This is a genomic window from Deinococcus ficus (assembly GCF_003444775.1).
Lineage (GTDB): Bacteria > Deinococcota > Deinococci > Deinococcales > Deinococcaceae > Deinococcus > Deinococcus ficus.
Genome location: NZ_CP021083.1, coordinates 121,112 through 135,526 on the forward strand (window position 1 = coordinate 121,112; position 14,415 = coordinate 135,526).

Consider the following 14,415-nt stretch of genomic DNA (forward strand, 5'->3'; position numbering starts at 1 on the left):
CTGGAGGTCAGGCCAGGGCCGCCAGGGCGGCCGTCAGGACCTGCACCTGGCCGGCGGGCAGCCGGCCGACGAGGTCCTCGCTGATCTGGGCGGCCGAGGGTCGCGCGTCCGCGAGGCGTTCCCGGCCGGCGTCCGTCAGCACGACGTAGCTCACCCGGGCGTCGCGCGGGTCAGGCAGGCGGTCCACCAGGCGGGTCTTCTCCAGAGGAAGGAGCAGCCGGGTGACGGCGGAGGCGGTCAGGCCGAGGTGCGCGGCGAGGTCGCCGCGGCGGAGTTTACCCTGCGGCGCCTGGTCGGTGACGTGCAGGATCGTGAAGTCGTTGAGGCTCAGGCCGTGCAGGGCACTCAGGCGGTGGTCAATCTGGCGGATCACCACGGCCGTCGTGCGGTTCAGGTTCAGGCACAGGGCCAGGGCGCCTCCCGACTCAGGCATGGGCGGCTCCGTGCGCCTCGGCGCGTTCCGCCGGGCTGGGCGGCTCGTACTGCGTTTCCATGAAGTCGAACAGGGCGGGGGGCACGACGAGGGAGAAGGTCTCGCCGCGGTCCTCGTTGCGGCGCAGCACGCGGGCGCGGCGTTCGCCCACGGGCGCGTCCACGAAGTGGAAGGTGGGGTGGGCGCCGCAGGCCTCGGCGCGCTGCCGGGCGGCGCGGCGGTCCTCGGCGCGCATGAAGCCCAGGTCCAGGATGACGGGCGTGCCCTGCTGAAGAAGGTCCCGGGTGAGGGACCAGATCTGTTCGTGGCAGCGGCCGACGCGCTGGAGCACCCAGGCGAGGTCCGGAGTTTCAGGAAGGTCGGGGCCGTACAGGGTGACCATCCACTCGTCGATGGAGAAGCGGACGCCGCCGGTGCGGGCGGCGAGCGCGCGGGCGTGGGTGGTTTTTCCGGCGCCCTGGGGGCCGTAGATGAGGTGGACGGAACAGGATGTGGACATTGGGCCTCCTTCGGCTCTTTCAGAATTACTTGAAATATAGTTGATTATTCAATTACTTGTCAACCATCTTACCCGGAGAGAGGACGGGACGCCAGAAGGCGTTATCCCGCCGACAACCAGAGGGGTTCAGTCTCTAGACGCCCCCTTTGCGATACCGGCCTATTATACCCAATAGGGGTATGCCACCTACCCGCTACTCAAAACTCGTCCCGACAGACACTCGAGCAGTACGAGGTTGTCGGGCATCGCGGAATTCACCTACCCAGACGATGATGTGGGCGAGTTCCGCGGAACGCCACACCAATCAATACCGGGATGAACGGAGTTCGTTTGACAATATACCCCCCGGGGGTTTAATCTCAGGATCGAAACGACGACCACGCCTTCCCCAGGAGGAACCATGTTCTTCGAACGCTTCTACGACACCGACCTCGCCCAGGCGTCCTACATGATCGGCTGCCAGAAGACCGGCGAATGCCTCGTCATCGACCCCACCCGCCACCTCCAGCCCTACCTCGACCGCGCCGCCAAAGAAAACCTCCGCATCACCCACGTCACCGAAACCCACATCCACGCCGACTTCCTCAGCGGCAGCCGCGAACTCGCCGCCCAGACCGGCGCGACCCTCTACCTCAGTGACGAGGGGAACGCCGACTGGAAGTACGGGTTCGACGCCACCAAACTCCACCACGGCGACACCGTCAAGGTCGGGAACGTCCAGGTCGAGGTGCGCCATACCCCCGGTCACACGCCGGAGAGCATTTCCTTCCTGGTCACGGATACCGCCCGGGGTGACACGCCCAGCCTGTACTTCACTGGTGACTTCGTGTTCGTCGGCGACATCGGCCGCCCCGACCTGCTCGATGAGGCCGCCGGCGGTGTGGACACCCGCTTTGACGGCGCGCGGCAGATGTTCGCCAGCCTGCGCGACCAGTTCCTGACCGTGCCGGACCACGTGCAGGTCTGGCCGGGGCACGGGTCCGGGAGTGCGTGCGGCAAGGCCCTGGGCGCCGTGCCCAGCACCACCGTCGGTTACGAACGCGCCCTGGCCTGGTGGTCGAAGTACGTGCAGAGCGGTGACGAGCACGGGTTCACGAACGAACTGCTCAGCGGCCAGCCCGACGCGCCCCTGTACTACGGCCGCATGAAACAGCAGAACAAGGCCGGCCCAGCGCTGCTCGGCGACGTCCCGGCCCTCCAGGCGTACAGCACGGCCGAAGTGCAGCGGAAGATCAAAGGCGGCGCGATGCTGATCGACACCCGCAAGAAGGAACTTCACCAGGCGGCGGCGCCTGTCGGCAGCGTGAACATCCCCGCGGGGAACACCTTCGAGACGTGGAGCGGCTGGCTGCTGCGCCCCGAGGACGCCGAATACATCCTGCTCACAGACAGCGCCGAACAGGCCGAGACCCTGCGTCGCCGGCTGTGGATGGTGGGCCTGGACCGCGTGACCGGCTTCATCACCAGCGCCGAGGGTCTCCCGAGCGTGCCCGCACGGCCGTTCCCGGCTTCGGAGCTGCCCCAGCACGAAGGCGCCCTGATCCTGGACGTGCGGAACAAGACCGAGCACGCCGAAGGGGCGATTCCCGGTGCCGTGCAGCTTCACGCGGGGCGCCTGCCGTGGAGGCTGGACGACCTGCCCCGGGACCGGGAGATCGTCGTGCACTGCCAGGGCGGGGCCCGGAGTGCGGCCGCGGCCAGCTTCCTGCGCACCAAAGGCTTCCACGTCACGGAGCTCGCCGGCGGCTACGAAGCCTGGGCGAAGGCCCAGAGCGGCATTCTCACCACCTGATTGACCTTTCGCCCGGGGGCGCGCGCCGGTGCCCCCGTCCTCCACCCTGAGGTGTCCTCATGTTCAAGTTTCTGAAAAGCCTGCTCGGCCGTGGTCCGGCCGTCACGAACGTCACGCCCCTTGACGCGGAGGCGCTCGTGAGGCAGGGCGCCATGCTGCTGGACGTCCGCAGCGCCGCAGAGCGTCAGGCGACGAAAATCCGCGGGAGCACCCACGTGCCCCTGAACGACCTGGGGAACCAGGCGGGCACCCTGCCGCGCGACCGGGTCATCGTCTGCCAGTGCGCGAGTGGCCGCCGCAGTGCCCTCGCCGCGAAACACCTCGCGGCCGCTGGTTTCGACGTCCGCAACCTGCAAGGCGGCATTCAGGCCTGGCAGGCGGCCGGTCTGCCCACCCAGTAACCCACCCAAAGGAAGGAAACAATATGAGCTACCAGGACATCTACACCGCTGAACTTGCCGAAACACTCCGGGGCGGCGCCACCCTCTACGACGTGCGCGAACCTGAAGAGTACGCGCAGGGCCACATCCCCGGCGCCGTGAACCTGCCCCTCTCCGAACTCCAGGGCCGTGAAGACGAGATCCGGACCCCGGCCGTCATCGTGTGCCTGAGTGGCGGACGAAGCGCGAGTGCCGCCGGGTACCTCACCGACCAGGGCAAGGCGGATATCATGAACCTTGTCGGAGGGACCCTGGGCTGGATCCGAGAAGGCCGCGACGTCGAGACCGGACCGGGCGCATGATCCTCGCGTGGATCGGCGCGGCCCTGATCGGGCTGAGCCTGGGCCTGCTGGGGTCCGGCGGCAGCATCCTGACGGTGCCGGTGCTGGTCTACCTGGTGGGTGAGCCGGACAAGCTCGCCATCGCCGAGAGTCTCGCCATCGTGGGCGGCATCAGCCTCTTCGGCGCCGTGCCCTATGCGCTGAAGAAACAGATCGACTGGCGCAGTGTGGTCATCTTCGGGATTCCCGGGGTGCTCGGCACGTACCTGGGGGCGGCCCTGAGCCAGTACGTGGCCGGTGTGGTGCAGCTGCTGCTGTTCGCGGTGGTGATGCTGCTCGCTGCGTTCATGATGTTCCGCCCGGCCAGGGTGAAGCCCGATGATCAGGGCCACGCTCACCGTTCCCCCCTGAAGATCGGCCTGGAGGGCCTCACGGTGGGCGTCCTGACCGGCCTGGTGGGCGTGGGTGGCGGGTTCCTGATCATTCCGGCGCTGGTCATCCTGGGCGGCCTGCCCATGAGCCTCGCGGTGGGCACCAGCCTGCTGATCATCGCCGCGAAGAGCTTCTCCGGGTTTTATAAGTACCTGCACCTGATGAGCGAGCAGGGCCTCACGATCAACTGGACCCTGATCCTGCTGTTCACCGCCATCGGCATCGCCGGGAGTGTCCTCGGGTCGAAACTCAACAGCCGCGTGTCCAACGAGGGGCTGCGCAAAGGCTTCGCGGTGTTCCTGGTTGCCATGGGCGTGTACGTGCTCGGCACGAACGTCCCCAGGGTCCTGGTCCCCACGGCCGCCGTGCAGGCCGCCCACTGAGCCGGGGCGCTCAGGGCACCGGCCGCCAGCAGGCGCGCATGTCCCGCACGTCCCGGTCGAACAGGCCGGGGCCCCGGCCGGAGAACAGCTGCTCCCAGTCGGCGGGCTCCAGGCCCTTGCGCAGGCGCGTGGCGTAGGCCTGAACGAGTGCCTGCCGGTAATGCCCGGGGTCGTAGTCCCGGCCGGTGGGCTCGGTCAGGACCGTCAGTCCCTGCCCCTCACGCACATACAGCTGCGCGCGGTCCCCGGTGCGGAAGTCCAGGCCGGCCTGCCAGGCGGCTTCCAGGGCGGCTTCCTTGCGGGTCTGCCGCTGCTCGGCGTACGCGGCGCGGGTCTTGCCGAGGCGGACGCGGGTGGCGACGTCGGCGTTCGTGAACTGCCGGGCGGACAGGGCGGCGCAGGTGTCCTCGAAGGCGGCCTGCACGCCGGGAACGTCATCCCGCAACAGGGCCTTGAGGGCGCGGTCCAGGAAGGCGGCGCCGTAGCCCTCGGCGCGCACGGACGTGAAGGCCGCGCCGCACAGGTCGAGGGGGCCGTCATAGCGCAGCAGGGCGTAGTTCTTGATCTCGTGGCTGAGCATCGCCTCGGCCCGGCCGTCGAAATCCAGGGTGAGGCCCTCCGGCAGCGTGGCCGAGACGGCCTCCACCAGGGCGCGTTCGGCGGCCTCGGTTGTGGCCTCGCCGGTGCTGAAGTACACGCCGTCGGTGTCGGCCTCGATCAGCTGCACACCTCGGGCCTGCAGTTCGGCCGTGACCTGCCGCAGAATCGCGCGGCCGCGGGCGGTGACGTCGTCGGCCGCCTCGCGGTCCCCGAGCCGGGCCAGGCGGCCGGCGCCGAGGTAGCCGTACGCGGCGTTCACGACGAGTTTCATGGCTTCCTGCATGGCGTGGTGCTCCTGCCGCAGCGGGCCGGGCAGGGCGGCGTCGCGGGCGAGGCGCTTGTGATCCAGGCGCTGCGCGGTCAGGCCGCTGACCAGGGCGTGGAAGGCGCCCAGACGGTCCTGGCGGGGGCCGATGCCGCCGGCGCGGATGATGCTGGGGTACATGCTGGCCACGTCGGCCTTCACCACGTGCCGCAGCACGCCCTCGGCGTGCAGTTGCACCAGCCCGCCGCGGTGCGGGGCTTCCGAGCTGCGGTCCGGCGCGGGGAAGGGCTGCGCAGCCTCGTGGTACGCGCGGATCAGCATGGGTTCCAGCACGCCTTTGGCCGGCCCGGCGCGGGGCAGGCGGTGGTACGGGCGGGGCGTGAGGCGGGCCAGGGCGAAACTGGGGGCCAGCACGATACGGGCCAGGGCGTCCACTTCCTGCACGTCCTGCCGGGCGTAGCGGCGCACGGCGGAGGGGTCGGTGGCGTACGTGGCGGCGATCTCGGCGCCTTCGAGGTACACGCGGCCTTCGGGGGCGATGCCGTAGTGCTGCGCGGCGGCTTTCAGGCCGCTGGACGGGAGGTTGCGGCGGCGCACGGCGTCCAGGGTGTCCAGGATTTCCCGGCCGGGGCAGCACCACAGCGGGGTGCGGGTGCCGTCGTCCACTGTCCAGGGCAGGCCGTCGCCGGCGCGGCCCAGGCGCAGCGGCACGCCGTGCACCTGGGCGCGGGCGCGGAGGAACGGCAGGTCGAAGCCGTGAATGAAGTGGTTTTCCAGGATGTCCGGGTCACGCTCGGCGATCAGCGTGAGCAGGGCAGCGATCATCTCCGCCTCCTGCGCGGGCCGGCGCGCTTCCAGGACGGTGTCCAGGCCGCGGTTGTCGCGCACGGCGATCAGGAAGATGCGGCCTTCCTGCGGGTCCAGGGCGGTGGTTTCCAGGTCGAACTGCAACCGGACCGGGTCGTCGAAGGTCAGGCCGGTGTGGTACGTCTGGCGGGTGGCGATCAGGTACTGCTCGGCGTACCCGAGGCGGATGTACCCGCTGAGGTCGCCCACGCCCCGCGTGCCGGGGGGGGCGCCGCGCAGCAGTTCGGTTTCCAGCTGCCGGGGGGTGGGGCCGCTGAGGAGGTAGCGGTAGGCGCGTTCGGGAACCCCGCCGTCCGGGGCGAGGTCGTGGGCGTGGTAGGCGTCGTCCGGGCCGGCGGGCTCGGGGCTGACGCGCAGGCGCGCGCCGAGGTGCGCGAGGTCGCGGAGGTGCCGGGCGTAGATCCAGCCGCGCTGCCGGGTGTGCTCGGCCTGGGCCGGGCCGCCGGCGCCGGGGGGGCGGTGCCAGACGCTGACGCGGCCGTCCGGGGTGGCGTGGACGGACACGATGCCGGGCGGAGGGGGTGGGGTCGGGGTCACGGTGTGGGGCCTGGACCGTAATTGTACCATCAATTACGATGGGGGCGGAGCGGCAGGCGCGGCCTGCCCCGCGTTCCCCGCCCTGGAGGCAGCATGAGCGAGACCCCGCACCCCGACATCCCGCCCGCCGCCCCACACGCCGCCGACCGCCACGACGTGCTGCGGGTGCTCGGCGCCCGCGTGAACAACCTCCGCAACGTGAACGTGGACCTGCCCAAGCGGCGCCTCACGGTGTTCACGGGCGTGTCCGGGTCCGGCAAGAGCTCGCTGGTGTTCGGCACCATCGCCGCCGAGTCGCAGCGGCTGATCAACGAGACGTACAGCGCCTTCGTGCAGGGGTTCATGCCCAGCCTCGCCCGGCCGGACGTGGACGTGCTCGACGGCCTGACCACCGCGATCATCGTGGACCAGGAACGCATGGGCGCCAACCCGCGCTCCACGGTCGGCACCGCCACCGACGCCAACGCGCTGCTGCGCATCCTGTTCAGCCGGCTGGGCGTGCCGCACATCGGGCCGCCGAACGCCTTTTCCTTCAACGTGCCCTCGGTGTCGGGGGCCGGGTCGGTCACGGTGGAGCGCGGGGAGGGCAGGGCGCAGGCGAAGCAGGTCACGTACACCCGCCTGGGCGGCATGTGCCCCCGCTGCGAGGGCCTGGGGAGCGTCACGGCCTTCGACCTGGGCGCCCTGTACGACGAGTCGAAGTCCCTGAGTGGCGGGGCGCTGAGCGTGCCGGGGTACAGCATGGACGGCTGGTACGGCCGCATCTTCCGCGGCAGCGGCTTTTTTGACCCAGACAAGCCGCTGCGGGACTACACCGAGCAGGAACGCCACGACCTGCTGTACCGAGAACCCACGAAGATCAAGGTGGACGGCATCAACGTGACCTACGAGGGCCTGATCCCGAAGCTGCAAAAAAGCATGCTCGCCAAGGACGTGGAGGCCATGCAGCCGCACGTGCGGGCCTTCGTGGAGCGCGCCGTGACCTTCACCACCTGCCCGGACTGCGAGGGCACCCGCCTGACCCCCGAGGCGCGCAGTTCGAGGATCGGTGGGGTGAGCATCGCCGACGCCTGCCGCATGGAGATCACCGACCTGGCCGGGTGGGTGGGCACCCTGGATGAGCCGGGCGTGGCGCCGCTGCTGGCGAACCTGCGGCGCACCCTGGACTCCTTCGTGGAGATCGGGCTGGGCTACCTGAGCCTGGAGCGGCCCACCGGGACGCTGTCGGGCGGGGAGTCGCAGCGCACGAAGATGATCCGGCACCTGGGGTCGGCGCTGACGGACGTCACCTACGTGTTCGACGAGCCGTCCATCGGCCTGCACCCGCACGACATCGGGCAGATGAACGGGCTGCTGCGCCGGCTGCGCGACAAGGGCAACACGGTACTGGTCGTGGAGCACAAACCGGAGATGATCGCCATTGCCGACCACGTGGTGGACCTGGGACCGCGCGCGGGCAGCGAGGGCGGGGAGATCGTGTACCAGGGCAGCCTGGAGGGCCTGCGGGCGAGCGGCACCCTGACCGGCCGGCACCTGGACGACCGCGCGTCGCTCAAGCCGCGCGTGCGGGCGGCGAGGGGTGCGCTGGAGGTGCGCGGCGCGCGCACGAACAACCTGAAGAACGTGGACGTGGACATCCCGCTGGGCGTGCTGGTGGTGGTGACGGGCGTGGCCGGGTCCGGGAAGAGTTCCCTGATCCACGGGTCGGTGTCCGGCCGGGACGGCGTGGTCACCATCGACCAGGGGGCGCTGCGCGGGTCGCGGCGCAGCAACCCGGCGACCACGACGGGGCTGCTCGACCATGTCCGCAAGGCCTTCGCGAAGGCGAACGGCGTGAAACCGGCGCTGTTCAGCGCGAACTCGGAAGGGGCGTGCCCCACCTGCAACGGGGCGGGCGTGGTGGTCACCGACCTGGGCATGCTGGCGGGCGTGAGCGCGCCGTGCGAGGACTGTGACGGCAAGGGCTTCCAGCCGGAGGTGCTGGCGTACCGGCTGGGCGGGCGGGACATCAGCGAGGTGATGGGGATGAGCGTGGCGCAGGCGCGCGAGTTCTTCGCTGGCGGGGAGGCGCGCACGCCGGCGGCCGTGACGATCCTGGGCCGGCTGATGGACGTGGGGCTGGGGTACCTGCGGCTGGGGCAGCCGCTGACCACGCTGTCCGGCGGGGAGCGGCAGCGGCTGAAACTGGCCGCGCACCTGGGGGAGAAGGGCGGCATCTACGTGCTGGACGAGCCGACCACCGGGCTGCACCTGGCGGACGTGGGGCAGCTGCTGGGGCTGCTGGACCTGCTGGTGGACGCCGGGAAGTCCGTGATCGTGATCGAGCACCATCAGGCGGTGATGGCGCACGCGGACTGGATCATCGACCTCGGGCCGGGGGCCGGGCGGGGCGGGGGGCAGGTGGTGTTCCAGGGGCCGCCGGCGGATCTGGTGCGCACGCGGGCGACGCTGACCGGGGAGCATCTGGCGGCGTACGTGGGAGGCTGAGGCCGGGAGAGGCGGGGAAAACGTCCTGGCGCGGGTGGGCACCCGACCCCTATAAAGTGGATATGAAGATCCAGAATGTCCGGCCGCCCTTCCCCGCCGCGGCGCCCCGCGACTACCACGAAAACCCCTTCATCGTGATCTGGGAACTTACCCGCGCCTGCGAACTCAAGTGCCTGCACTGCCGCGCCGAGGCCCAGCACTGGCGCCACCCACAGGAACTCTCCACCCAGGAGGGCTTCGGCCTGATCGACCAGATCCACGCCATGCAGAACCCGCTGCTGGTCTTCACCGGCGGCGATCCCCTGATGCGCCCGGACGTCTTCGAGCTCGCCCGCTACGCCGTGGGCAAGGGCGTGCGGGTCTCCATGACGCCCAGCGCCACGCCGAACGTCACGCGGAAAGCCATGCGCGAGGCGCGGGACGCCGGGCTCTCCCGCTGGGCCTTCAGTCTGGACGGCCCCACCGCCGAGATCCACGACCACTTCCGCGGCGTGAGCGGGTCCTTCGACCTGACCATGAACGCCATCTCGTACCTGAACGACCTGGGCATGCCCCTGCAGATCAACACGGTCGTCTCCCGCTACAACCAGCACGCCCTGGAGGAGATGGCCGCGCTGGTCGAGCGGCTCGGGTGCGTGCTGTGGAGCGTGTTCTTCCTGGTGCCCACCGGACGCGGCAAGGCCGGGGACATGATCTCCGCGCACGAGCACGAGCGGGTGCTGCGGTGGCTGGCCCGCCTGAGCCGCCGCGTACCGTACGACATCAAGACCACCGAGGCCCAGCACTACCGCCGGGTGGTGCTGCAGGAAAAATGGCGTGAGGACAGCACCAAGGGCCTGGTGGACTACGCCGACGCGCTGGTCAAGGGCGACACCAGCGCCTTCGACGGCCTGGGCCGCGCGCCCAAAGGCGTGAACGACGGCAACGGCTTCGTGTTCGTGTCCCACACCGGCGAGGTCTACCCCAGCGGCCTGCTGCCGGTGTCCGGCGGGAACGTCCGGCAGACGCCGCTGGCCGACATCTACCGCCACTCCCCGCTGTTCCGGTCCCTGCGTGACCCGGACCACTTCAAGGGCAAGTGCGGCGTGTGCGAGTTCCGGCACCTGTGCGGCGGCAGCCGCTCCCGGGCGTACGCCTGCACCGGCGACTACCTGGAAAGCGAGCCGTACTGCGCGTACGTCCCGCCAGCCTGGCGGGAGGCTCAGGCCAGCGTGAGCGGCAGCGTGGCGTAACCCCCGCCGGGCGCCTGCTCCCGCGTGGCCGGGGCGGCCAGGGAAAGCGTGCGGGTGGCGTGCAGGAGTTCCTGCGTGAACACCCGCAGTTCCAGCGTGGACAGCGCCCGGCCGGGGCAGGCGTGCGGGCCGGCGCCGTACACCACGTTCGCTGCGGCGTGCGCGTGCGGATCGAACGCGTCCGGGTCGGGGAAGACACGGGGGTCGCGGTTCGCGGCCGTCCAGTTCACGTGCACAACCGTCCCGGCCGGGACCGGCACGCCGCCCAGGGCCGTGTCCACCGTGGCGCGGCGGCGGTTGGCGACGAAGGGGTCGTCCAGGCGCAGCAGCTCGTCCAGGATGGCGTCGAGTTCGGCGTCGGGCACGCCCTGCCTCACGCGGTCCTGGACCTCCGGTCGGGTCGCCAGGCCGTGCAGGACCACGCCCACACACAGCGCCAGGGAGCCCAGGTCCCCGGCGGTCCAGTTGCGCAGGATGGACACGAGTTCCTCGTCGGTCAGGGGCCGGCCGAGGCCGGGATCCGCCATCAGGCGGGAGGTGACGTCCGCGCCGGGCTGGGCGCGGCGGGGGGCGAGTTCCGCGCGGATGATCGCGTCGAAGGCCTCGGCCACGCGGGCGGTCCAGGCGTGGTCGCCGGAGCGGGAGGCGCGGCGGTTCTCGTCAATCCAGGCGAGCAGCTCCTCCTCCCGGCCGGGCTGCCAGCCCAGCCAGCGCAGCTGCACCCGCACGGCGTAGCGGGCGCCGAGGTCGCTGACGGCCTCCACCGTGGCGGGCCGGGGCAGGGCGGCGAGCAGCTCACGCATCACGGCGCGGGCGACGGTCTCGATCTCCCGCAGGGCGGCGGGGGCATTCAGGTAGGGGTCGGTCAGGGCGCGCAGGGTGGCGTGCTCGGCGCCATCCAGGCCGTTGGGAAGCTGCAGGTGGCGGGACACGGCGCTGGAGTACAGCTCCGGCCGGGTGACGACCTCCAGGACCTCCGGGTGGCCGTAGGCGGTGACGTGCCCGGCGTGGGTGTGCACGGGGCAGCGGGTGCGGCGCGCGTCGTAGTCCTGGCGGGGGTCGGCGGTGGGGTCGGCGCTCATGGGGGGATGGTACGCCCGGCCGGCCGGGACGGACGCCCGTCTAGATCGCGTCACTCCGGGCGTTTCAATTGTTTATAAAAAAGGTCAATTATCCGAGGTGCCGCATGCCCCCCACGCCCGACCCGACCCCCGCCGCCCTGCCCCCGACCCTGCCGGCCCCCGCGCCGGGCCGCACCCTGCTCGTCCTCGGCCACGGCTCGCACCTGAACGCCGACTCGGCCCGCGCCGTGCACGCCCACGCCCGCACCCTCCAGGGCGCCGGCTTCGACGAGGTACTCACCGGGTTCTGGAAGGAGGAACCCTCCCTGCGGCAGGTGCTGCGCACCGCCCGCTACCGCGAGGTCACGGTGCTGCCCGCCTTCATCAGCGAGGGCTACTTCACCGAGGAGGTGATCCCGCGCGAACTGGGCCTGAGCCACCAGGGCCGCGTGCCGGACGGCGGCGTGACCGAGACCGTCGCCGGCCGCACCGTGCACTACCTCCGGCCGTACGGCATTCACGCGGCCATGACGGGCGTGCTGCTGGACCGCGCCCGCGAAGTCTGCCCCACCTGGACGCCGGAGCGCACCGCGCTGGTGGTCCTGGGTCACGGCACCCGCCGCAACCCCCGCAGCAAGGAGGCGATCGAGGCCGCCGCCCGGCGCGCCGGGGCGACCGGCCTGTTCGCCCACGCGGCCGCGCTGTACCTGGACGAGCCCCCCCACGCCACCGACTGGCGCGAGCACACGGGCGGGCTGGACGTCATCATGGTGCCCTTCTTCGCCTCCGAGGGCTGGCACACGCTGGACACCATGCCCGCCGAACTGGGCCTGCCGGGCCCGGTGTCGCACCTGGACGGCCGCGTGGTGTCCTACGCCCGGCCGGTGGGCACGCACCCGGCCGTGGGAAGCGTGCTGACCCGGCTGGTGCAGGAGGCCCCCGCCCGGCCTGCCCCGGTGGACGCCGACCACGCCGCCGCCTGGGCGGCCCTGACCACCGCCGCGGAGGGCGGCCTGGACGTCGGTGAGCTGCGCGTGACGCCGCAGCCGGACGGGGCCTTTGCGCTGCATCACGCCGCCGACGCCGGGGAGTCCGGCCTCACCCGGGTGCCGCTGGACGACCTGGCCGCCTGGACCGGACGGGACAATCAGGGCGAGCACCGGCCGATCCGCACCCGGCGCGGCCTGCCGCGCGGCTGGCTGGCCCGCGTGCCCCGCGAACATCTGCGCGCCGCCCTGCACGCCGTGTACCCCGCCGTGACCGAGGAGGCACACGCCTGGGACGCCGGGGAGCTGCCCGTCACGCCCTGGGCGGAGACCGCCGCGCGGCAGAGCGGCCGCTACCGCCCGGTGCGCCGCGCCACGCCCGAAACCGTGCAGGCCGCGCGGGAGCGCCTCTGTGCCGGGTGCCTGCGCACGCCCCTGTGGGCCGGCGAGCCGCTGGCCGCCACCTTCCTGTCGGGCGGGACGGGCCTGCCCTGCGCGGAAGCCTGCACGCTCCTCGTGTCCGACGTCGCTCACCTGCTGGAGGCCCCCCACCCATGACCCCTGCCCTGCCCCCCGTTCCCTTCGTGTCCCTGATCGGCGCCGGTCCCGGCGACCCGGGCCTGCTCACGCTGCGCGCCGCCGAGCGGCTGAGAGAGGCAGACGTCGTGCTGTTCGACGCCCTGGCCAACCCGGACCTGCTGGCGCTGTGCCCGCAGGCCGAGCGGCTGGACGTCGGCAAACGCGGCTTCCTGCCGTCCATGGGGCAGGAGGACATCAACGCCCTGCTGGTCTCCCGCGCGCTGGACCGCGGCGGGCAGCGGGTGGTCCGCCTGAAAGGCGGCGATCCCTTCGTGTTCGGCCGCGGCGGCGAGGAGGCCCTGGCCTGCGCGGCGGCGGGCGTGCCGTGCGAGGTGGTGCCGGGCATCAGCAGCGCCGTGGCGGCCGCGGCGTACGCCGGGATTCCGGTCACGCACCGGGGCGTGGCGCGGTCCTTCGCGGTCCTGACCGGCACGGACCGGCAGGGGCCGGCGGCGTACGCCGCGCTGGGCGGCGCGGACACCCTGGTGTTCCTGATGGCCGTCAAGCACCTGGAGCAGATCGCCGCGGACCTGATCGCCTCCGGGCGAGACGCGGCGACGCCGGCCGCGACGATCCAGTGGGCGAGCACGCCCGAGCAGCGGGTGGTGAGCGGCACCCTGGCCGATATCGCCGGGAAGGTGCGCGCGGCGGGGCTGGGTGCGCCGGCGGTGACGGTGGTGGGCGAGGTGGTCCGGCTGCGCGAACAGCTGGACTGGTTCCTGCCGGAGGCCCTGGGCGGGGGAGGTGCCCTGCCTGCCCGCAGCGCGGGGCCGCTGTCGGGCGTGCAGGTGGCGGTGACGCGCACGCGAGCCGGCACGGACAGCGCCCTGGCGGGGCTGCTGTCGGCTCAGGGCGCGCAGGTGAGCGAGATTCCGCTGGTGCGCTTCACGCCCACGGGGGACCGCCGCGCCCTGGTGGGTGCGCTGACCGGGTTCACCGGGTGGGTGCTGCTGAGCAGTGAGCAGGCCGCGAACGCGCTGATGGACGCGCTGCTGGCCGAGGGCCGGGACGCGCGGGTGCTGTCGGGCGCGCGGATCGCGGCGGCCGGGGCGGGGACCGCGCGGGCGCTGGCGGCGCGGGGGCTGCGGGCGGACTTTGTGCCCTCGCCGTCCGGGACCGGGCCGCTGGGTGCGGGGTTGCCGGCGCAGCCGGGCGAGCTGGCGCTGCACGTGGGCTCACAGGAGCCGGATGCGGAGTTGGAAGCCGCCCTCGCCGCGCGCGGGATCGGGTATCACGCCCTGGAGGCGTTCCGGGTGGAGCCGGCGGAGCTGAGCGCCGGGCAGCGGGCGCAGCTGGAGGCGGCGCAGGTGGTGACGCTGGCCTCCAGCGCCGGGGCGCGGAGTCTGGCGCAGGTGGCCGGCACGGGCTTCACGGCGGCGGTGATCGGGCCGCAGACGGAGCGAGCGGCGCGCGCGGCGGGCTTCACGCGGCTCTTTACGGCGCACGAGGCGACGCTGGAGGGCCTGACGGACGCGGTGCGTCGGGCGTGGCGGCAGGGCGCCTGAGGGGAGATGCCGAGACAACCCACAATTATTGAGTTG

General features: G+C 71.9%; 12 protein-coding genes. 8 read left to right on the top strand and 4 right to left on the bottom strand.

Going from position 1 to position 14,415, the window contains the following annotated elements; translation table 11 throughout:
- Positions 1 to 7: 7 nt before the first annotated feature.
- Together DFI_RS17025 and DFI_RS17030 are read right to left on the bottom strand one after the other, a co-directional pair.
- The gene (locus tag DFI_RS17025) at positions 8 to 433 is read right to left on the bottom strand and encodes a MarR family winged helix-turn-helix transcriptional regulator (protein ID WP_027462363.1); all 426 of its coding nucleotides are present in this window, start codon (positions 431 to 433) and stop codon (positions 8 to 10) included.
- Positions 426 to 932, bottom strand: a complete 507-nt coding sequence (locus tag DFI_RS17030) for a P-loop nucleotide/nucleoside kinase family protein (RefSeq protein WP_043777284.1) — start codon at positions 930 to 932, stop codon at positions 426 to 428. The genes DFI_RS17025 and DFI_RS17030 overlap by 8 nt, the downstream gene beginning before the upstream one ends.
- A gap of 400 nt (positions 933 to 1,332) precedes the next feature.
- Here DFI_RS17030 and DFI_RS17035 point away from each other — a divergent pair, with 400 nt between their 5' ends.
- Genes DFI_RS17035 through DFI_RS17050 form a run of 4 tightly spaced genes read left to right on the top strand, consistent with a single transcriptional unit; the run spans position 1,333 to position 4,260 of the window.
- Positions 1,333 to 2,724, top strand: a complete 1,392-nt coding sequence (locus tag DFI_RS17035; RefSeq protein ID WP_027462364.1) for an MBL fold metallo-hydrolase — start codon at positions 1,333 to 1,335, stop codon at positions 2,722 to 2,724.
- Between the two features lie 59 nt (positions 2,725 to 2,783).
- Entirely contained in the window at positions 2,784 to 3,125 is a 342-nt protein-coding gene (locus DFI_RS17040) for a rhodanese-like domain-containing protein (RefSeq protein ID WP_027462365.1), read from the top strand.
- A gap of 23 nt (positions 3,126 to 3,148) precedes the next feature.
- The gene (locus DFI_RS17045) at positions 3,149 to 3,466 is read left to right on the top strand and encodes a rhodanese-like domain-containing protein (protein WP_027462366.1); all 318 of its coding nucleotides are present in this window, start codon (positions 3,149 to 3,151) and stop codon (positions 3,464 to 3,466) included.
- Entirely contained in the window at positions 3,463 to 4,260 is a 798-nt protein-coding gene (locus tag DFI_RS17050; RefSeq protein ID WP_027462367.1) for a sulfite exporter TauE/SafE family protein, read from the top strand. The genes DFI_RS17045 and DFI_RS17050 overlap by 4 nt, the downstream gene beginning before the upstream one ends.
- Before the next feature lie 10 nt (positions 4,261 to 4,270).
- Here DFI_RS17050 and DFI_RS17055 read toward each other — a convergent pair whose 3' ends face one another.
- A complete protein-coding gene (locus DFI_RS17055; RefSeq protein WP_027462368.1) occupies positions 4,271 to 6,529 on the bottom strand; it encodes a DNA polymerase domain-containing protein in 2,259 nt (752 codons plus the stop codon).
- A 93-nt stretch (positions 6,530 to 6,622) separates the two neighbouring features.
- Between DFI_RS17055 and DFI_RS17060 the strand changes: the two genes are divergently transcribed.
- Together DFI_RS17060 and DFI_RS17065 are read left to right on the top strand one after the other, a co-directional pair.
- Positions 6,623 to 9,016: an ATP-binding cassette domain-containing protein gene (locus DFI_RS17060; protein WP_043777286.1), complete on the top strand. Its 2,394-nt coding sequence runs from the start codon at positions 6,623 to 6,625 to the stop codon at positions 9,014 to 9,016.
- 62 nt (positions 9,017 to 9,078) lie between these two features.
- Positions 9,079 to 10,248, top strand: coding sequence for a TIGR04053 family radical SAM/SPASM domain-containing protein (locus DFI_RS17065; protein ID WP_051307566.1), 1,170 nt, complete (start codon positions 9,079 to 9,081; stop codon positions 10,246 to 10,248).
- Here DFI_RS17065 and DFI_RS17070 read toward each other — a convergent pair.
- Positions 10,218 to 11,330 (bottom strand): cytochrome P450, encoded by a 1,113-nt coding sequence (locus DFI_RS17070; protein WP_043777288.1) that lies wholly within the window; start codon positions 11,328 to 11,330, stop codon positions 10,218 to 10,220. The genes DFI_RS17065 and DFI_RS17070 overlap by 31 nt on opposite strands.
- A gap of 104 nt (positions 11,331 to 11,434) precedes the next feature.
- On the opposite strand from DFI_RS17070, the gene DFI_RS17075 reads away from it, so the two are divergent.
- Together DFI_RS17075 and cobA are read left to right on the top strand one after the other, a co-directional pair.
- Positions 11,435 to 12,853, top strand: coding sequence for a CbiX/SirB N-terminal domain-containing protein (locus tag DFI_RS17075; protein ID WP_081425758.1), 1,419 nt, complete (start codon positions 11,435 to 11,437; stop codon positions 12,851 to 12,853).
- Positions 12,850 to 14,379 carry a uroporphyrinogen-III C-methyltransferase gene (gene cobA, locus DFI_RS17080; protein WP_027462372.1) on the top strand — a complete coding sequence of 510 codons (1,530 nt, stop codon included), beginning with the start codon at positions 12,850 to 12,852 and terminating at the stop codon, positions 14,377 to 14,379. The genes DFI_RS17075 and cobA overlap by 4 nt, the downstream gene beginning before the upstream one ends.
- The last annotated feature ends 36 nt before the right edge of the window (positions 14,380 to 14,415 follow it).